Source organism: Nocardioides sp. DN36 (assembly GCF_055380375.1).
On record NZ_AP043823.1, the window covers coordinates 95,710 to 113,342 of the forward strand.

At 71.4% G+C, this 17,633-nt stretch carries 16 protein-coding genes; 11 read left to right on the plus strand and 5 right to left on the minus strand.

Translation table 11 applies throughout. The features are described from left to right. Positions 1-54: 54 nt before the first annotated feature. The 4 genes from trpS to ACZ43H_RS01395 are packed head-to-tail and all read left to right on the plus strand — an operon-like array spanning position 55 to position 2,951. Complete coding sequence (gene trpS, locus ACZ43H_RS01380) at positions 55-1,107, plus strand: tryptophan--tRNA ligase (RefSeq protein ID WP_464587136.1); 1,053 nt, start codon at positions 55-57, stop codon at positions 1,105-1,107. A 38-nt stretch (positions 1,108-1,145) separates the two neighbouring features. After that, the gene (locus tag ACZ43H_RS01385; protein ID WP_464587138.1) at positions 1,146-1,667 is read left to right on the plus strand and encodes a 2'-5' RNA ligase family protein; all 522 of its coding nucleotides are present in this window, start codon (positions 1,146-1,148) and stop codon (positions 1,665-1,667) included. A 4-nt stretch (positions 1,668-1,671) separates the two neighbouring features. Continuing rightward, the gene (locus tag ACZ43H_RS01390; protein ID WP_464587139.1) at positions 1,672-2,727 is read left to right on the plus strand and encodes a YihY/virulence factor BrkB family protein; all 1,056 of its coding nucleotides are present in this window, start codon (positions 1,672-1,674) and stop codon (positions 2,725-2,727) included. Continuing rightward, positions 2,724-2,951, plus strand: a complete 228-nt coding sequence (locus ACZ43H_RS01395) for an SCO4848 family membrane protein (protein ID WP_464587141.1) — start codon at positions 2,724-2,726, stop codon at positions 2,949-2,951. Before ACZ43H_RS01390 ends, ACZ43H_RS01395 begins: the two co-directional genes overlap by 4 nt. Before the next feature lie 106 nt (positions 2,952-3,057). Here ACZ43H_RS01395 and ACZ43H_RS01400 read toward each other — a convergent pair whose 3' ends face one another. The 4 genes from ACZ43H_RS01400 to ACZ43H_RS01415 form a co-directional block, all read right to left on the minus strand. Next, the gene (locus tag ACZ43H_RS01400) at positions 3,058-3,801 is read right to left on the minus strand and encodes a succinate dehydrogenase/fumarate reductase iron-sulfur subunit (protein ID WP_464587142.1); all 744 of its coding nucleotides are present in this window, start codon (positions 3,799-3,801) and stop codon (positions 3,058-3,060) included. Beyond that, complete coding sequence (locus ACZ43H_RS01405) at positions 3,798-5,825, minus strand: fumarate reductase/succinate dehydrogenase flavoprotein subunit (RefSeq protein WP_464587144.1); 2,028 nt, start codon at positions 5,823-5,825, stop codon at positions 3,798-3,800. The genes ACZ43H_RS01400 and ACZ43H_RS01405 overlap by 4 nt, the downstream gene beginning before the upstream one ends. Before the next feature lie 9 nt (positions 5,826-5,834). Further along, the gene (locus ACZ43H_RS01410; protein ID WP_464587146.1) at positions 5,835-6,536 is read right to left on the minus strand and encodes a succinate dehydrogenase cytochrome b subunit; all 702 of its coding nucleotides are present in this window, start codon (positions 6,534-6,536) and stop codon (positions 5,835-5,837) included. A gap of 79 nt (positions 6,537-6,615) precedes the next feature. Then, positions 6,616-7,581: a glycosyltransferase gene (locus ACZ43H_RS01415; RefSeq protein WP_464587148.1), complete on the minus strand. Its 966-nt coding sequence runs from the start codon at positions 7,579-7,581 to the stop codon at positions 6,616-6,618. Positions 7,582-7,785: 204 nt separating this feature from the next. Between ACZ43H_RS01415 and ACZ43H_RS01420 the strand changes: the two genes are divergently transcribed. Genes ACZ43H_RS01420 through ACZ43H_RS01430 form a run of 3 tightly spaced genes read left to right on the plus strand, consistent with a single transcriptional unit; the run spans position 7,786 to position 11,253 of the window. Further along, entirely contained in the window at positions 7,786-8,568 is a 783-nt protein-coding gene (locus ACZ43H_RS01420) for a hypothetical protein (RefSeq protein WP_464587150.1), read from the plus strand. Positions 8,569-8,584: 16 nt separating this feature from the next. Further along, on the plus strand, positions 8,585-10,465 hold the full coding sequence (locus ACZ43H_RS01425; RefSeq protein ID WP_464587152.1) for a fumarate reductase/succinate dehydrogenase flavoprotein subunit: 1,881 nt from the start codon (positions 8,585-8,587) through the stop codon (positions 10,463-10,465). Positions 10,466-10,476: 11 nt separating this feature from the next. Further along, positions 10,477-11,253: a succinate dehydrogenase/fumarate reductase iron-sulfur subunit gene (locus ACZ43H_RS01430; protein ID WP_464587154.1), complete on the plus strand. Its 777-nt coding sequence runs from the start codon at positions 10,477-10,479 to the stop codon at positions 11,251-11,253. Between the two features lie 43 nt (positions 11,254-11,296). Here the strand turns inward: ACZ43H_RS01430 and ACZ43H_RS01435 are convergent, their stop codons facing one another. Next, the gene (locus ACZ43H_RS01435; RefSeq protein ID WP_464587156.1) at positions 11,297-11,734 is read right to left on the minus strand and encodes a hypothetical protein; all 438 of its coding nucleotides are present in this window, start codon (positions 11,732-11,734) and stop codon (positions 11,297-11,299) included. A 97-nt stretch (positions 11,735-11,831) separates the two neighbouring features. Between ACZ43H_RS01435 and ACZ43H_RS01440 the strand changes: the two genes are divergently transcribed. From ACZ43H_RS01440 to meaB, 4 genes are all read left to right on the plus strand, one after another. Next, a complete protein-coding gene (locus ACZ43H_RS01440; protein WP_464587158.1) occupies positions 11,832-12,599 on the plus strand; it encodes a hypothetical protein in 768 nt (255 codons plus the stop codon). Between the two features lie 81 nt (positions 12,600-12,680). After that, positions 12,681-14,435, plus strand: coding sequence for a methylmalonyl-CoA mutase family protein (locus ACZ43H_RS01445; RefSeq protein WP_464587160.1), 1,755 nt, complete (start codon positions 12,681-12,683; stop codon positions 14,433-14,435). Further along, entirely contained in the window at positions 14,432-16,594 is a 2,163-nt protein-coding gene (gene scpA, locus ACZ43H_RS01450) for a methylmalonyl-CoA mutase (protein WP_464587162.1), read from the plus strand. Before ACZ43H_RS01445 ends, scpA begins: the two co-directional genes overlap by 4 nt. After that, entirely contained in the window at positions 16,594-17,595 is a 1,002-nt protein-coding gene (gene meaB / locus ACZ43H_RS01455; protein ID WP_464587164.1) for a methylmalonyl Co-A mutase-associated GTPase MeaB, read from the plus strand. Before scpA ends, meaB begins: the two co-directional genes overlap by 1 nt. The last annotated feature ends 38 nt before the right edge of the window (positions 17,596-17,633 follow it).

Below are 17,633 nucleotides of genomic sequence, written 5' to 3' on the forward strand. Positions count from 1 at the left end.
CGGGGCCGACTCCCCGGATGAGCGCCCGACGAGGCGATCGGGGAGAATGGGGGCATGTCCACCGCAACCGCACCCGAGGTCACCGCTGCGGCCTCCGGGACCGCCCGGCCGCGCGTGCTCTCGGGCATCCAGCCCACGGCCGACTCGTTCCACTTCGGCAACTACCTCGGCGCGCTGCGTCAGTGGGTGGACCTGCAGGAGGACTACCAGCCGTTCTTCTTCATCGCCGACCTGCACGCGATCACCGTCGAGCAGGACCCCAAGGTGCTGCGCGAGCGCTGCCTGCGCGCCGCCGCCCAGCTGCTGGCCATGGGCATCGACCCCGAGCGCTCGGCGATCTTCATCCAGAGCCAGGTGCCCGCCCACGCCCAGCTGGGCTGGATCCTGCAGTGCCTGACCGGCTTCGGCGAGGCCCGCCGGATGACGCAGTTCAAGGACAAGTCGGCCAAGGGCGGCGAGGGTGCCGCCAGCGTCGGGCTGTTCACCTACCCGGTCCTGCAGGCGGCCGACATCCTGCTCTACCGCCCGCACTTCGTCCCGGTCGGTGAGGACCAGCGTCAGCACCTCGAGCTGACCCGGGACCTCGCCCAGCGCTTCAACCACCGCTACAAGAAGACCTTCCGGCTGCCCGAGCCGTACATCCTCAAGGCCACCGCGAAGATCGCCGACCTGCAGGACCCGACCTCGAAGATGTCGAAGTCCGCGTCCTCCCCGGCCGGCATCATCGAGATGCTCGACGACCCGAGGGCGAGCGCCAAGAAGATCCGCTCCGCGGTCACCGACTCGGGCTCGGAGATCCGGTTCGACGCGGACGAGAAGCCGGGCGTCAGCAACCTGCTGACCATCTACTCGGCGCTGACCGGCCGACCGATCGCCGAGCTCGAGGGCGACTTCGCGGGTCGCGGCTACGGCGACCTCAAGAAGGAGCTGGCCGAGGTGGTCGTCGACTTCGTCACCCCGTTCCGGGAGCGCACGCTCGAGCTGCTCGACGACCAGGCCCACCTCACCGAGGTGCTGCGCCGCGGTGCGGAGCGGGCGAACGCGGTCGCGGAGGCGACGCTGCGTGACGTCTACCAGCGGGTCGGCTTCGTCGCCCCGGCCCAGTAGGGTCGGTGGACGCCGTGACGCGAGGAGGGACGACCTAGATGCCGACGATCGGAGTGGCCCTGGCCATCCCCGAGCCCTGGGCGACGCAGCTGCAGGACTACCGCACGGCCATCGGTGACACGACCGCGACGATGATCCCCACCCACATCACGCTGGTGCCGCCGACCGAGGTTTCCGACGACGACCTGGTGACCATCGAGAAGCACCTCGAGGAGGTCGCCTCCGACTCCCGGCGCTTCGGCGTGCACCTGCGCGGCACCGGCACCTTCCGCCCGGTCTCCCCGGTCGTGTTCGTCACCGTGGCCGAGGGCATCTCCTCCTGCGAGCAGCTGGCCGGCGCCGTGCGCCGCGGTCCGCTCGACGTCGACATCGCGTTTCCGTACCACCCCCACGTCACCGTCGCCCACCACCTCGCGGACGACCTCCTCGACCAGGCGTTCGAGGACCTCGCCGGCTTCGAGTGCGAGTTCGCCGTCGAGGACTTCCACCTCTACGTCCACGACGAGCGGGCGGGGTGGCAGCCGACCCGCGACTTCCGCCTGACCGGCCACGTCGACTGACACGATGCCCTCCCTGAAGCAGCGCGTCGGGGCGCGGCTCGCCGCCCTGCGTGCCCGCCGACCGCTGGTCGACCACGCCGTGCGCACGCAGGAGCACTACGGCGCGGTGAAGGCGGGCCAGCAGGCCGGCGCGGTCACCTACTTCGGGTTCCTGTCGTTCTTCCCGATCCTGGCGCTCTCGTTCTTCGTCGTCGGCTGGATCGCGAAGGTGTACGACGGCGCGCGCGGCGACCTGCGCAGGGCGCTCAACAGCGTCATGCCCGGCCTGGTGGGGACCGGTGACAACCAGGTCCAGATCCAGGACATCGAGGCGGCCGCGGCGACCCTGGGAGCCGTCGGTGCGGTCATCCTCCTGTACTCCGGCCTGGGCTGGCTGGCCGCGATGCGCGACGCCCTCGTCGTGGTCTTCGAGGTGCCGGCGAAGGAACAGCCGAGCTTCCTGCTCGGCAAGCTCCGCGACCTGGCCACGCTGGCGCTCATCGGCCTGATCCTGCTGCTCTCCGTCGCCGTCGCCGGCCTGGTCGGCGGGTTCTCCCAGGACCTGCTCGGGTGGGTCGGGCTCGGCAGCGAGCTCGACTGGCTGGTCAAGCTCCTGACGGTGGTCCTCGGGCTCTCGGCGAACATGCTTCTGTTCTTCACGATGTTCGTGCTGCTGGCCGAGCCCCGCACCCCGCGCCGCTCGCTGTGGTCGGGGGCGCTGCTCGGCGCGGTCGCCTTCGAGGCGCTCAAGCAGATCTCCGGGCTGCTGATCAGGTCCGCCCAGGGCAACCCGGCGTTCCAGGCGTTCGGGATCGCGCTCATCGTCCTGGTCTGGATCAACTACTTCTCCCGGGTGGTGCTCTACGCCGCGGCCTGGGCCCACACCTCCGCGGCGGCCCGGGCCCAGCGGGTCGCCGAGCCCGCGGCGCCCCTGCAGGGGCCGCAGACGCCCGCCCTGACCGAGGTGACCCGCTCCGAGGCGACCCGGCCCGGGTGGGTCGTCCCCTTCGCCGCCGGGGGCGCCACGGCGCTCGCGGCGGTCGCCGTACTCAGGAACCGAAACCCGAAGGACGACTCGTGAAGCTCGAGCGCAAGCACGGCTGGCTGCTGCTCGCCGTGGCCGCCTGGAACGTCGTGATCTGGCTGATGTTCGCCAAGAACCTCTCCGCGGCGCACGCCTCGGGGGAGGACCGCCCGACCGGCTACTGGGTCGCCCACACGGTCCTGATCGTCGTGGACCTCGTCATCGCGGTGGTGCTGGCCCGCCTGGCGCTCAAGATCCTCCGCCGGCCTGCCGCTTCCTGACCCAGGCAGGCAACGCCGAGTCGGCGCTCGTTGACACCCAGATGCAGCGAGCCGGCGCGGCCGCGCCCTCGAGGGTGCAGCAGCGCCGGCTCGTCGGCGGTTCTCGTCAGTGACCGTGCCGCATGGCGGCGTGGAGGTCCCAGTTGAGGCGGGAGATCACGTCGAGCGGGATCTCCTTGGGGCAGGCGGCGGTGCACTCACCGATGTTGGTGCAGCCACCGAAGCCCTCGTGGTCGTGCTGGGCGACCATGTTGACCACGCGGTTGTCGCGCTCGGGCTGGCCCTGCGGCAGCTCGCCGAGGTGGGTGACCTTGGCGCCCATGAACAGCGAGGCCGAGCCGTTGGGGCAGGCCGCCACGCAGGCGCCGCAGCCGATGCAGGTGGCGACGTTGAACGCGCGCATCGCGTCGTCCCGGGGGACCGGCACCGAGTGCGCCTCCGGGGCCGAGCCGGTGTTCACCGAGATGTAGCCGCCGGCCTGGATGATCCGGTCGAACGCGCCACGGTCGACGACGAGGTCCTTCATCACCGGGAACGCGTCGGAGCGCCACGGCTCGATGACGATCTCGTCGCCGTCCTTGAAGGAGCGCATGTGCAGCTGGCAGGTGGTGGTGACCTCGGGGCCGTGCGCCTGGCCGTTGATCATCAGCCCGCACATGCCGCAGATGCCCTCGCGGCAGTCGGAGTCGAACGCGACCGGGTCCTCGCCCTTGGCGATGAGGTCCTCGTTGAGCACGTCGAGCATCTCGAGGAACGACATGTCCTCGGAGACCCCGTCGAGCTCGTAGGTGTGCATGGCGCCCTGGGAGGCCGCGTCGGCCTGGCGCCAGATCTTGAGGGTGAGTCTCACTTGTAGCTCCGCTGCTTCATCTCGATGGCCGTGTAGACGAGGTCTTCCTTGTGCAGGACGGGCAGCTCACCGTCACCGGCGAACTCCCACGCGGCGACGTAGGCGAAGGTCTCGTCGTGGCGCAGCGCCTCGCCGTCCTCGGTCTGCGACTCGGCCCGGAAGTGGCCGCCGCAGGACTCGCGGCGGTTCAGGGCGTCGATGCACATCAGCTCGCCGAGCTCGAAGAAGTCGGCCACGCGGCCCACCTTCTCCAGCGACTGGTTGACGCTCTCGTTGGTGCCGAGGACCTTCACGTTGCGGTGGAAGTCGTCCTTGAGGGTGCGGATCAGGTCGATGGCCTTCTTCAGGCCGTCCTCGCTGCGCTCCATGCCGCAGTACTCCCACATGATGTTGCCGAGCTCGCGGTGGTAGGAGTCGACGCTGCGGGTGCCGTTGTTGTTGAGGAAGTGGTCGATCCGCGACCGGACGGTCTGCTCGGCCTCCACGACCGCCGGGTGGTCCTCCGCGACCTTCTCGAACGGGCCGTCGGCCAGGTAGTCGCGGATGGTGTGGGGGAGGACGAAGTAGCCGTCGGCCAGGCCCTGCATCAGCGCCGAGGCACCGAGGCGGTTCGCGCCGTGGTCGGAGAAGTTCGCCTCGCCCGTCACGAACAGGCCCGGGATCGTGGACTGCAGGTCGTAGTCGACCCACAGTCCGCCCATCACGTAGTGCACGGCCGGGTAGATGCGCATCGGCACCTCGTACGGGTTCTCACCCGTGATCCGCTCGTACATGTCGAAGAGGTTGTCGTACTTCTCCTCGATGCCTGCCTTGCCCAGGCGCTCGATCGCGGCGCTGAAGTCGAGGTAGACACCCCGGCGGACGCCGTCGACCTCGGGGCCGACGCCGCGGCCCTCGTCGCAGACGTTCTTGGCCGCACGCGAGGCGATGTCGCGGGGGACCAGGTTGCCGAAGGAGGGGTAGATCCGCTCCAGGTAGTAGTCGCGGTCCTCCTCGGGGATGTCCCGCGGGTCCTTGGTGCAGTCCGCCTGGTTCTTCGGCACCCAGATCCGGCCGTCGTTGCGCAGCGACTCCGACATCAGGGTCAGCTTCGACTGGTGCGAGCCGGAGACCGGGATGCAGGTGGGGTGGATCTGCGTGTAGCAGGGGTTGGCCATGTAGGCGCCCTTGCGGTGCGCGCGCCACGAGGCGGTGACGTTGCAGCCCATCGCGTTGGTCGACAGGTAGAAGACGTTGCCGTAGCCACCGCTGGCGAGGACCACGACGTCGGCGAGGTGGGTCTCGATCTCGCCGGTGACCATGTCGCGGGCGATGATGCCGCGGGCCTTGCCGTCGACGACGATCAGCTCGAGCATCTCGTGCCGGGTGTACGTCGTGACCGTGCCGGCCGCCACCTGGCGCTCGAGCGCCTGGTAGGCCCCGAGCAGCAGCTGCTGGCCCGTCTGGCCGCGTGCGTAGAAGGTGCGGGAGACCTGCACGCCGCCGAAGGAGCGGTTGTCGAGCAGGCCGCCGTACTCACGGGCGAAGGGGACGCCCTGCGCGACGCACTGGTCGATGATGTTCACGCTGACCTCGGCCAGGCGGTACACGTTCGACTCGCGCGAGCGGTAGTCGCCGCCCTTGACCGTGTCGTAGAAGAGACGGTGGACCGAGTCGCCGTCCTCCTTGTAGTTCTTGGCCGCGTTGATGCCGCCCTGGGCCGCGATCGAGTGGGCGCGACGCGGGGAGTCCTGGTAGCAGAAGGACTTCACCACGTAGCCAGCCTCGCCGAGGGTGGCGGCGGCGGACGCGCCGGCCAGGCCGGTGCCGACGATGATCACCGAGAGCTTGCGGCGGTTGGCCGGGTTGACCAGCCGCGCCTCGAACTTGCGGGTGCTCCAGCGGTCGCTGATCGGGCCGCCGGGCGCCTTGGTGTCGGCGATCGGGTCTCCGGGGCGGTAGTAGCCGACGGCGTCGTCGCCGTGCTCGCCCGGCGCGTCGTGGGACGGGTCGGACGTGGTGGTGGTGTCCGGGAACTCAGTCATGGGCAGCCCTTACTTGGTGATGACGCCGGCGAGGACGAAGACCGGGACGAGGGAGAAGCCGCCGGCGATGACCACCGCGACGATCCAGCCCAGGGTCTTCGCGTTGCGGCGCGCCTTGGCGTTGTTGGTGAGGCCGAGGGTCTGCGCGGAGCTCCACACACCGTGGTGCAGGTGCAGCGCGAGCGCGGCCATGGCGACCAGGTAGATCAGCGTCAGCCACCACACGTCGAAGGAGTCGACGAGGAGGTTGTACGGGTCGTTGGTGGCGCCGCCGGAGACGTTCACCTTGCCGATCGTGAAGTTCAGCAGGTGCCAGACGATGAAGATCAGCAGCGTCAGCCCGCCCCAGCGCATGAAGCGCGAGGAGAACGACGAGGCGACGTTCTTCTTCACCTGGTACTTCACCGTGCGGGCCTTGCCGGCCCGGTGCCACAGCGTCACCGCGGCGTACACGTGCACGACCAGCGAGACGACCAGCACCGCGCGGATCACCCACAGCAGGCCCTCGCGCGGCAGCATCGGCTCACCGATGGTGCGCAGGTGCTCGGCGTACTCGTTGTACGCGTCGTGCCCGGCGAAGGCCTTCAGGTTGCCGTACATGTGCAGGAGCACGAAGAGGATGAAGATGATGCCGCTGACTGCCATCAGCATCTTCAGGGCGATGGTCGAGCGCGTCGAGCGCGCTCCCTTGACAAGGGTCGTCGTTGCCACGAGACGCCACGGTACCGTCCGGAGTTCCCCCGAATGACCGCGGGGCGTGTGAGATAAGTCCGGTTACCGGGCAGTCAGGTCAGGCCGGGAGCGCCGCCCGCGGGCGACGGCCCGCCAGCGGGCGGTAGTGGGACTCGACCAGCTCGTCGACCGCCACCCGCCAGCTGCGGGTCATGGAGAGCTCGCGGGCCCGCTGACCGAGCAGCCACCGGTGCGGGTCCGCCGCGACGGCGGCGACCGCCCGCGCCGGTCCGCGTGGGTCGTCCGGATCGTGCAGCAGCCCGGTCTCCAGGTGCCGGACCACCCGCGCCGAGCCGGCCGAGCGGGCGGCCACGACCGGGATCCCGCTGGCCGCGGCCTCGCGCACGGCGTCGCAGCAGCCTTCCTCCGCCCCCGGGTGGACCAGCAGGTCCAGCGACGCGAGGGCCACCGCGAGGTGGCCGGTGTCGAGGTGGCCGCAGAAGGCCGCGTCCGGGAGCCGGCTCCGGAGCCAGCCCCGCAGCGGCCCGTCCCCGATCACGACCGGGCGGATTCCGGGCACGGTGGCCAGGGTCGCGAGGCGGCGTACGCCGTGGTGGGCCTCGAGGTCGCCCGCGAAGCCCACCACGACCAGCGGCCCCCCGTGCCGCTGGTGCCCGCTGCGTGAGCGGGCGCGCGACCAGCGGGCGTGCAGCCACGGGTCGCGCAGTCCGGGGTTGAAGGCATCGGTGTCGACGCCGGGGAGCCAGTCGCCGTCCGGGTCGTACGTCGGGATGCCCAGCCGCCGCGCCGCCAGGCGAGCCGCGCCCCCGAGCGGACCCGTGGCGGCCACGTGGAGGACCTCCGGGGCCAGGTCGGCGAGCGCCGCCGTCACCTGCGCGCCGAGCCGCAACCGGCCGCCGGTGCGCACGACCGGGCTGCGCCGGTAGCACCCGAGGCCGGGCCCGGGGGCGACGATGCCGACGTCGTGACCGGTGTCGATCAAGCGGTCGGCCACGGCCTTGACGGCCCGGGTGCGGCCGTCGACGGCCGGGTAGAAGGCGTCGGCGACGAGGGAGATCCTCATGGCTGCAGCCTGTCCCGCCGAGGAGGCGTGGGGGCTGACGCGACGTGGCCGTCACGTGAACTCCGCGGACGCGTCTCCCGGGCCCCAGCGGTGTGGCCCCTTTCACATCGGGGTCATTGTGTGCAGACTCAAGCCCCAGCACCCGACCTGCGAAGCCCACCGGAGGTGGCGATGGCGTCGACGGACGCTCGTACGGCAAGAGGCGTGGACGGGCCCGAGCGGGCCCGCATCGGTGTGCGGACGCTGCGCACCGACCGCTGGTGGCTCTACCCGCTGGCGACGTTCGTGGTGTTCAGCGCGTTCGTCGTCTACGCGACGTGGCGGGCCTTCGCCGGCAACGACTACTTCGCCGAGCCCTACCTCTCGCCGTTCTACTCGCCCTGCCTGACCGACTCCTGCGTGGCGGGATCGTCCGACTTCGGCCAGCCGCTCAGCTGGTGGAGCCTGTCCCCGGCGCTGGTCATCCTGATCTTCCCGCTGGGCTTCCGGATGACCTGCTACTACTACCGCAAGGCCTACTACCGGGCCTTCTGGCTCTCCCCGCCCGCGTGCGCGGTGGCCGAGCCGCACGGCGCCTACTCCGGCGAGACGCGGTTCCCGCTGATCCTGCAGAACATCCACCGCTACTTCTGGTACGCCGCCGTGGTTGTCGCGCTGATCCTCACCTGGGACGCCCTGCTCGCGTTCGGGCCGGCCGAGGGGGAGTCCGACGGGATCCACATGGGCCTGGGCACCGTGCTGATGGTGGCCAACGTGGTGCTGATCTGGCTCTACACCCTCTCCTGCCACTCCTGCCGGCACATCACCGGCGGCCGGCTGCGGCACTTCTCCAGGCACCCGGTCCGCTACAAGCTGTGGACGTTCGTGTCCCGGCTGAACGCCGACCACGCCAGGTACGCCTGGTACTCCCTGTTCTCCGTCGCGATCGTGGACCTCTACATCTACCTGCTGGCGACCGGCGTCCTCGACGACCCGCGCTTCTTCTGAAGGAACGAGCCAACTGATGAGTGACCGTCACCCGATGACCGGCAACGAGATGTCGGGCACCGAGGCAGGGGGCCTGGAGCGGCACCGGTACGACGTCGTCGTGATCGGCGCGGGCGGTGCCGGCCTGCGGGCCGCGATCGCGGCGCACGACGCGGGCGCGCGGACGGCCATCGTCTGCAAGTCCCTGCTCGGCAAGGCGCACACGGTGATGGCCGAGGGCGGCATCGCGGCGGCCATGGGCAACCGCTGGCCCGAGGACAACTGGGAGGTGCACTTCCGGGACACCATGCGTGGCGGGAAGATGCTCAACAACTGGCGGATGGCCCAGCTGCACGCCCAGGAGGCGCCCGAGCGCGTGATGGAGCTCGAGGACTGGGGTGCGCTGTTCGACCGCACCGACGACGGGCTGATCTCCCAGCGCGACTTCGGGGGCCACAAGTACGCCCGGCTCGCCCACGTCGGCGACCGCACCGGCCTGGAGATGATCCGGACCCTCCAGCAGCGGGCGGTCGCCCTGGGCATCGACGTGTTTATGGAGTGCACGGTCACCGAGCTGCTCAAGGAGGTCTCGACAGGCTCGACCACCGGTGGGTCCTCATCCGGGCGCATCTCCGGCGCGTTCGGCTACTGGCGCGAGACCGGCCGCTTCGTCGTCTTCGAGGCGCCGTCGGTGGTGCTCGCCACCGGCGGCATCGGCAAGTCCTTCAAGGTCACCTCCAACTCGTGGGAGTACACCGGCGACGGCCACGCGCTCGCGCTGCGCGCCGGCGCGAGCCTGATCAACATGGAGTTCGTCCAGTTCCACCCCACGGGGATGGTCTGGCCGCCCTCGGTGAAGGGGCTGCTGGTCACCGAGTCGGTGCGCGGCGACGGCGGCATCCTGAAGAACTCCGAGGGCAAGCGGTTCATGTTCGACTACATCCCCGAGTTCTTCCGCTCGGAGACGGCCGACACGGTCGAGGAGGCGGACCGGTGGTACGACGACAAGAAGAACAACCGGCGACCACCCGAGCTGCTGCCGCGTGACGAGGTCGCCCGGGCGATCAACTCCGAGATCAAGGCCGGCCGCGGCACCCCGCACGGCGGCATCTACCTCGACATCGCCTCGCGCCGGAGCCCGGAGTTCATCCGCAAGCGGCTGCCGTCGATGTACCACCAGTTCAAGGAGCTGGCCGACGTCGACATCACCGCCGAGCCGATGGAGATCGGGCCGACCTGCCACTACGTGATGGGCGGCGTCGAGGTCGACCCCGACACCGAGCTCGCGGCCGTCCCGGGCCTCTACGCCGTGGGGGAGTGCTCCGGCGGCATGCACGGCTCCAACCGCCTCGGCGGCAACTCGCTCTCCGACCTGCTGGTCTTCGGCCGCCGGGCCGGCGAGGCGGCGGCGTCGTACGCCGACAGGCTGGCCGGGGCGCGACCGGCCGTCTCGGACACCGACGTGAAGGCCGCCGAGCAGAGCGCGCTGGCGCCGTTCGAGGTCGAGGGCGCCGAGAACCCCTACACGATCCAGCAGGACCTGCAGCAGTCGATGAACGACCTGGTCGGCATCATCCGCACCCGGGCCGAGCTCGAGCTGTCGCTGCAGGAGATCGAGCGGCTCAAGGAGCGGGCGAAGCACATGTCGGTGGAGGGTCACCGGCAGTACAACCCCGGCTGGCACCTCGCGATCGACCTGCGCAACATGCTGCTCGTCAGCGAGGCCATCGCCAAGGCGGCCCTCGCCCGCGAGGAGTCGCGCGGCGGCCACACCCGCGACGACTTCCCGCAGACGGACCACGAGGTCTGGGGGACGAAGAACCTGGTGGTGAACCTGAACGCCGATGGCAGCGGCGTCGACCTGCACGAGAAGCCGCTCCCGGTGATGCCGGACGAGCTCAAGAAGTACTTCGACTGAGGGGGACGGACGTGGGCTACGACCTGAAGATGCGGATCTGGCGGGGCGACCAGGACGGTGGCGACCTCGGCGACTACACCGTGGAGGTCTCCGAGGGCGAGGTCGTGCTGGACGCGCTGCACCGCGTGCAGGCCACCCAGGCCGGCGACCTGGCGATCCGGTGGAACTGCAAGGCCGGCAAGTGCGGCTCGTGCAGCGCCGAGATCAACGGCCGGCCGCGCCTGCTGTGCATGACCCGGCTGTCGGACTTCGACCCCTCCGAGACCATCACCGTCACGCCGATGCGCACCTTCCCGGTGATCCGCGACCTGGTGACCGACGTGTCCTTCAACTACGAGAAGGCACGGGAGCTGCCGTCCTTCGCGCCGCCGCCGCGCGACGACGACGGCAAGCGGCGGATGGCGCAGATCGACGTGGAGCGCGGCCAGGAGTTCCGCAAGTGCATCGAGTGCTTCCTGTGCCAGAACACCTGCCACGTCGTGCGCGACCACGAGGAGAACAAGCCCGCGTTCGCCGGCCCGCGGTTCTTCCTGCGGTACGCCGAGCTCGACATGCACCCGCTCGACACCCATGACCGTCGGACCCTGGCCCAGGGGGCCGCCGGCATCGGGATGTGCAACATCACCAAGTGCTGCACCGAGGTCTGCCCGGAGAACATCCGGATCACCGACAACGCGATCATCCCGATGAAGGAGCGCGTGGTCGATCGGAAGTACGACCCGCTGGTCTGGCTCGGCAACAAGATCGGGCTGCGGAACAAGGACAACGACGGGCGCACCGAGGTCTGAGCGGCGGCCGCCCCGGCGGGCGCCCCCGGGGCCAGGACCGGCCCTAGGTGCGGGTGGTGTCGGCGCCGCGCCCCAAGGTCTGCGGCGGCAGGTCCCCGCGCCGGATCGCGTCCGCGACCTCGTGGATCCGCACCCCGGACGCCTGCCAGTCACCGGCCAGCGCCTCCCACCACGGCCGCCAGCCGCGGCGTACCTCCACGGTCCAGTGCCGGCCCAGCAGGACCCTGCCGAGGACCGCGAAGGGGAGGACCAGCAGCAGGAGCAGGAACTCCGCGCCGGCCACGAGCACGAGCACGATGAACGGCAGCAGCAGCACCAGCGCGACGACCGCGAGGATCACACTGACGGGGTCGTCGCCCAGCCCGTGGAACATGGACAGGTCGGGTCCCGTGGAGTCCAGCGCACCCTTGAGCCGCCGTCGCCACGGCACCCACCGCCGGCTGACCCGCCACACCTGTCCCGAGGGCTCCCGAACCTTCACGGTGCACAGGCTAGACGGGCGTGGCCGGCCCGATGGGCTCGCGGTTTCGGGACCATGGTCCGCGGTGCCGTCCCGGCCTGCGGTGGGACCATGAGCCATGGCAGGGAAGTCCGACAACACGGCCCCGATCCGGACCGCGATCGTCCGGGTCACCATCGGGTCGTTCTCGCTCGCTGCGCTTCTCGGAGTGATCGCCCTGATCGGCGGTGGTGCCTTCGGGGCCACCGAGGGGCGGATCCTGCTCACGACTCTCCTGGTCGGGATCGTGAGCGTCGCCGTGCTCTGCTACCTCGCCACCGCGGACACGCCGTACCAGCCGGTGGGCGTGGCCGGCGGGGTGGTGGTGCTGGTCCCGCTGGTGACCGCGCTGGTGATGATCTGGAGCGACTTCAGCGAGGCTCCGCCGGAGTGGCTCGGGAAGACGTTCGGCGTCGGGGCCGTCGTGGCCGCCACGCTCGCCCAGGTCAGCCTGCTCCTGGGGATCGCGCACGGGGCCAGGGCGGCCGTCCGGCGCATCCTGGTCGGCACCCTGGTGGCGGCGGCCGTGCTGGCCGCCATGATCAGCTACCTGATCCTCGGGACGGAGCCGAGCGGCCCCTACTTCCGGGTGCTCGGCGTGGTCGCCATCCTCGACGTGCTCGGAACCGTGGTCGTCACCGCCCTGACCAAGTTCGGCCGAGGACTGCGCGTCCCGGCCGCCCCGGCGGCGGCGCCGGCCACGCTCGTCGTCCCGCCCGAGCTCACCGCCCGCGTCGTCGCGGCGGCCGCCCGCACCGGTCGGCGGCCGGACGAGGTCGTCGACGAGGCGCTGCAGCGCTTCCTCGCCGAGGTCGAGGTCCCGGCCACCACCGTGGACGAGGGCTGAGCGTCCGCTGGGCGTGCCACCCCCGACGAAAACATCACACCGGCTGGAACCCGTTCCGCCGGTGCTCCTATCGTTCGCACCATGACACAGGTCGAGGGTGGGCTGGACGAGCCCGAGGAGCTCGAGCCGGAGCAGGGCACGCTGGACCTGGCTGACGCCGGGGACCGGTGGGCCGTCACCGACTGGGAGCAGGCCGCTGCCGCCGTGCTGCGCAAGGCGCGCCGGATGACCGACGAGGACCCCGACGACCTGGTCTGGGACAAGCTGACCCGCACCACGCTCGACGGGATCGGCGTGACCCCGCTCGGCACCCGCACCCTGCTCGACGACCTCGAGACCCGGGGCCGTCCCCAGCGCGCCGGAGACTGGGACGTCCGCGCCCACCTAGTCGGCACCGAGCCGAAGGCCGCCAACGCGGCCGCCCTGGTCGACCTGGAGGGCGGCGTCACGTCGCTGTGGGTCGAGGCGGACGCCGGCACCGACCTGGCCACCCTCCTCGACGGGGTCCTGCTGGACCTGGCCCCCGTGGTCCTCGACGCTCCCGGCGCACCGGTCGCCGTGGCCGAGGCGTTCCTCGCCCACGCCGGGGACCGCGAGCTCGCCGCCGGGACCAACCTCGGCGTGAGCGGCGAGGCGGCCGAGCCCGACCTGGTCGCGGTCGCCGAGCTCGCGCGCCGGGCGGGCACCCTCGGCGTGGTGGTCGACGCGACCGTCGTGCACGACCGGGGTGCCTCCGACGTCCAGGAGCTCGCGCACTCGCTGGCGGTGGGAGCGCGCGTGCTGCGCGTCCTCACCGAGGCCGGCGTCTCGGCCGAGGAGGCGGCGCGGCTGGTCGAGTTCCGGTACGCCGCGACCGACGAGCAGTTCCCGACCATCGCGAAGCTGCGCGCGGCGCGCCGGCTCTGGGCGCGCGTGCTCGAGCTCAGCGAGGCATCGGCCCAGGAGACGCACGGCTGGGCGCAGCGGCAGCACGCCGTCACCAGCCGCCCGATGATGAGCAGGTACGACCCCTGGGTGAACATGCTGCGCACCACCGTCGCCGCGTTCGCCGCGGGCGTCGGGGGAGCGGACGCGGTGACCGTGCTGCCCTTCGACACCCCGCTCGGCGTGCCCGACGGCTTCGGCCGCAGGATCGCCCGCAACACCTCGGCCCTGCTGATCTCGGAGTCCCACGTCGCGCGCGTGGCTGACCCCGCCGGCGGCGCCTACGCCGTCGAGAAGCTGACCGACGACCTGGCGGTTGCCGCGTGGGAGCTGTTCGGCCGGCTCGAGGACGGAGAGTCGCTGGACGCGGCGATCGCCGACGTCGTGGCCCGCCGCGAGCGAGAGGTCGCCACCCGCAGGCGTCCGCTCACCGGTGTGACGGAGTTCCCGAACCTCGGGGAGACGCTGCCCGAGCGCCCGACCGACCCGGCCGCGCGCGAGGTGCGTCGCTACGGCGCCAGCTTCGAGGCGCTGCGCGACGAGCCCGCCACGGGTCACGTCTTCCTGGCCACGCTGGGCACGGTCGCCGACCACACCGCCCGGGCGACCTTCGCCGCCAACCTGTTCGCCGCCGGCGGGATCGCCGTCGACCCTGCCGGCCCGACCGGGTCCGCCGACGATCTGGTCGCGGCCTACGACGGCCAGGCCGTCGCCTGCCTCGCCGGCAGCGACCCGACGTACGCCGAGTGGGGCACCGAGGCCGCGGCCGCGCTGCGCGAGGCCGGCGCCACGCACGTGATCATCGCCGGGAAGCCCACTGCCCTCGCGGACGAGGAGAGCGTCGACGACGCCTGCGCGATGGGCGTGGACGCCCTGGACTTCCTGACCCGGACGAGGGAGAAGCTGGCATGAGTGTCCCGAAGAGCTTCAACGGACTTCCCCTGTCCGGCGGCGCGAGCCGGTCGACGGGCGGCGTCCCCGGCGAGCCGTGGATGTCCCCGGAGGGCATCGGGATCAGGCCGTCGTACGGCCCCGAGGACGTCGAGGGGCTCGATGCGCTCGACACGCTCCCGGGCCTGAGCCCGTTCCTGCGCGGTCCCTACCCGACGATGTACACCACGCAGCCGTGGACGATCCGGCAGTACGCCGGCTTCTCGACCGCCGAGGAGTCCAACGCGTTCTACCGCCGCAACCTCGCGGCCGGTCAGAAGGGCCTCTCCGTGGCCTTCGACCTGGCCACCCACCGCGGCTACGACTCCGACCACCCGCGGGTGCGCGGCGACGTCGGCATGGCCGGCGTGGCGATCGACTCGATCTATGACGCCCGCACGCTCTTCGACGGCATCCCGCTGGACCAGATGAGCGTCAGCATGACCATGAACGGCGCGGTGCTGCCGGTCATGGCGCTCTACATCGCGGCGGCCGAGGAGCAGGGGGTGAAGCCGGAACAGCTCGCGGGGACCATCCAGAACGACATCCTCAAGGAGTTCATGGTCCGCAACACCTACATCTACCCGCCGGCGCCGAGCATGCGGATCATCTCCGACATCTTCAGCTACACCGCCGAGAAGATGCCGCGCTTCAACTCGATCTCGATCTCCGGCTACCACATCCAGGAGGCCGGTGCGACGGCCGACCTGGAGCTCGCCTACACGCTGGCCGACGGCGTGGAGTACATCCGCGCGGGCCTCGACGCGGGCCTCGACATCGACCGGTTCGCCCCCCGGCTCTCGTTCTTCTGGGCGATCGGGATGAACTTCTTCATGGAGGTCGCGAAGATGCGCGCGGCCCGTGCGCTGTGGGCGCGGCTGGTGCGCGAGTTCGACCCGAAGAACCCCAAGTCGCTCAGCCTGCGCACCCACTCCCAGACCAGCGGCTGGTCGCTGACCGCGCAGGACGTCTTCAACAACGTCCAGCGCACCTGCATCGAGGCGATGGCGGCGACCCAGGGGCACACCCAGTCGCTGCACACCAACGCCCTCGACGAGGCGATCGCACTGCCCACCGACTTCTCCGCGCGGATCGCCCGCAACACCCAGCTGCTGCTGCAGCAGGAGAGCGGCACGACGGGCACCATCGACCCGTGGGGCGGCTCGTACTACGTCGAGCGGCTCACCCACGACCTCGCGGAGCGGGCCTGGGCCCACATCCTCGAGGCCGAGCGTGCCGGCGGCATGGCCAAGGCGATCGAGCAGGGCATCCCGAAGATGCGCATCGAGGAGGCGGCGGCCCGCACCCAGGCCCGCATCGACTCCGGCGCGCAGAAGGTCATCGGCGTCAACACCTACCGCCTGGCGGCCGAGGACAAGCTCGACGTGCTCAAGGTCGACAACGACGACGTCTACCGCCAGCAGATCGCCAAGCTGGAGCGGCTGCGCGCGGAGCGCGACGACGACGAGGTCCGTCGCACCCTCGAGGCGCTCACGAGCTCGGCCGAGCGCGGGGCCGGCGCGGGCCTGGACGGCAACCTCCTGGCGCTGGCCGTCGACGCGGCCCGGGCCAAGGCGACGGTCGGGGAGATCTCCGACGCGCTGGAGAAGGTCTACGGCCGCCACCAGGCCGTCATCCGTACGATCTCGGGCGTGTTCAGGGACGAGTCCGGCAGCGCCGGCAGCCAGCTGGTGCAGCAGGTCGTCGAGGCCACCGAGGAGTTCGAGGAGGCCGAGGGTCGCCGCCCCCGCATCCTCGTCGCCAAGATGGGCCAGGACGGTCACGACCGCGGCCAGAAGGTCGTGGTCAGCGCGTTCGCCGACATGGGCTTCGACGTCGACGTGGGGCCGCTGTTCTCCACGCCCGAGGAGGTCGCCCAGCAGGCGGTCGACGCCGACGTGCACATCGTCGGCGTCTCCTCGCTCGCGGCGGGCCACCTGACGCTGCTCCCGGCGCTCAGGCAGGCGCTGGCCGACCAGGGCCGCCCCGACATCATGATCGTGATCGGTGGCGTGATCCCTCCCGACGACGTCCCGACGTTGAAGGAGATGGGCGCGGCCGCGGTGTTCCTGCCGGGCACGGTGATCGCCGAGTCGGCGCTCGACCTGCTGGCCAAGCTGCGCGAGCAGCTCGGTCACTGATGGCGGCGCGCCCCGTCGACGTCGCCGCCCTCGCGGAGGGCGTCCGCGCGCAGCAGCGTGCGGCGGTCTCGCGCGCGATCACGCTGGTCGAGTCCTCGAAGCCGGCGCACCGCGCCGCGGCGCGCGAGCTGCTGGCCGAGCTGAGCGACCCCGAGGTCACCGGGGCCCGCGCCCCGGTGGTGCGGGTCGGCATCTCGGGGGTCCCCGGGGTCGGCAAGTCCACGTTCATCGAGGCGCTCGGGACGCGGCTCACGGCCGCCGGCCACCGGGTGGGGGTGCTCGCGGTCGACCCGAGCTCGGTGCGCACCGGCGGGTCGGTGCTCGGCGACAAGACGCGGATGGCGCGGCTCGCGCACGACCCGCACGCCTACATCCGGCCCTCGCCGTCCGCGGGCACCCTCGGCGGGGTCGCCCGGGCCACCGTGCAGGCGATGGCGGTCCTCGAAGCGGCGGCCTACGACGTGGTGCTGGTCGAGACGGTGGGCGTCGGCCAGTCGGAGGTGACGGTGGCCGGCATGGTCGACACCTTCCTCTTCCTCACCCTCGCCCGCACCGGCGACCAGCTCCAGGGCATCAAGAAGGGCATCCTCGAGATCGCCGACGTGATCGCGGTCAACAAGGCCGACGGTGACCGGACGCAGGAGGCGCGGTCCGCGGCCCGCGAGCTGGCCGGCGCGCTGCGCATGGTCCGCGGCAAGGGGGAGTGGGCCCCGCCGGTGGTGACCTGCTCGGCCCTGGAGGACAGCGGGGTCGACGACCTCTGGGAGAGGGTGCTGGGCCACCGCGAGCACCTCGGTGCCGAGGGGCTCGCCGACAAGCGGGCCGCCCAGCAGCTGGACTTCATGTGGGCGCTGGTCCGCGACGAGCTGGCCGAGCGGCTGCGCCACTCCACCGGGGTCGCGGCGATCCGCGACGAGGTCCGCGCCGCGGTGCTGTCCGGGGAGCTGCCGGCCACGTCGGCCGCCGACCGCATCCTCGCGGCGTACGACGACCGCGGCTGAGCCGTACCCGGTCCGGGGTATGCGCACCCCGATCGCGA

Coding starts and splice junctions, on each gene's coding strand:
- ACZ43H_RS01440 (WP_464587158.1), top strand. CDS start 11,832: ATGGCAGGGAAGTCCGACAACACGGCCCCGATCCGGACCGCGATCGTC.
- meaB (WP_464587164.1), top strand. CDS start 16,594: ATGGCGGCGCGCCCCGTCGACGTCGCCGCCCTCGCGGAGGGCGTCCGC.
- ACZ43H_RS01390 (WP_464587139.1), top strand. CDS start 1,672: ATGCCCTCCCTGAAGCAGCGCGTCGGGGCGCGGCTCGCCGCCCTGCGT.
- ACZ43H_RS01445 (WP_464587160.1), top strand. CDS start 12,681: ATGACACAGGTCGAGGGTGGGCTGGACGAGCCCGAGGAGCTCGAGCCG.
- ACZ43H_RS01405 (WP_464587144.1), bottom strand. CDS start 5,825: ATGACTGAGTTCCCGGACACCACCACCACGTCCGACCCGTCCCACGAC.
- ACZ43H_RS01415 (WP_464587148.1), bottom strand. CDS start 7,581: ATGAGGATCTCCCTCGTCGCCGACGCCTTCTACCCGGCCGTCGACGGC.
- ACZ43H_RS01385 (WP_464587138.1), top strand. CDS start 1,146: ATGCCGACGATCGGAGTGGCCCTGGCCATCCCCGAGCCCTGGGCGACG.
- ACZ43H_RS01425 (WP_464587152.1), top strand. CDS start 8,585: ATGAGTGACCGTCACCCGATGACCGGCAACGAGATGTCGGGCACCGAG.
- scpA (WP_464587162.1), top strand. CDS start 14,432: ATGAGTGTCCCGAAGAGCTTCAACGGACTTCCCCTGTCCGGCGGCGCG.
- trpS (WP_464587136.1), top strand. CDS start 55: ATGTCCACCGCAACCGCACCCGAGGTCACCGCTGCGGCCTCCGGGACC.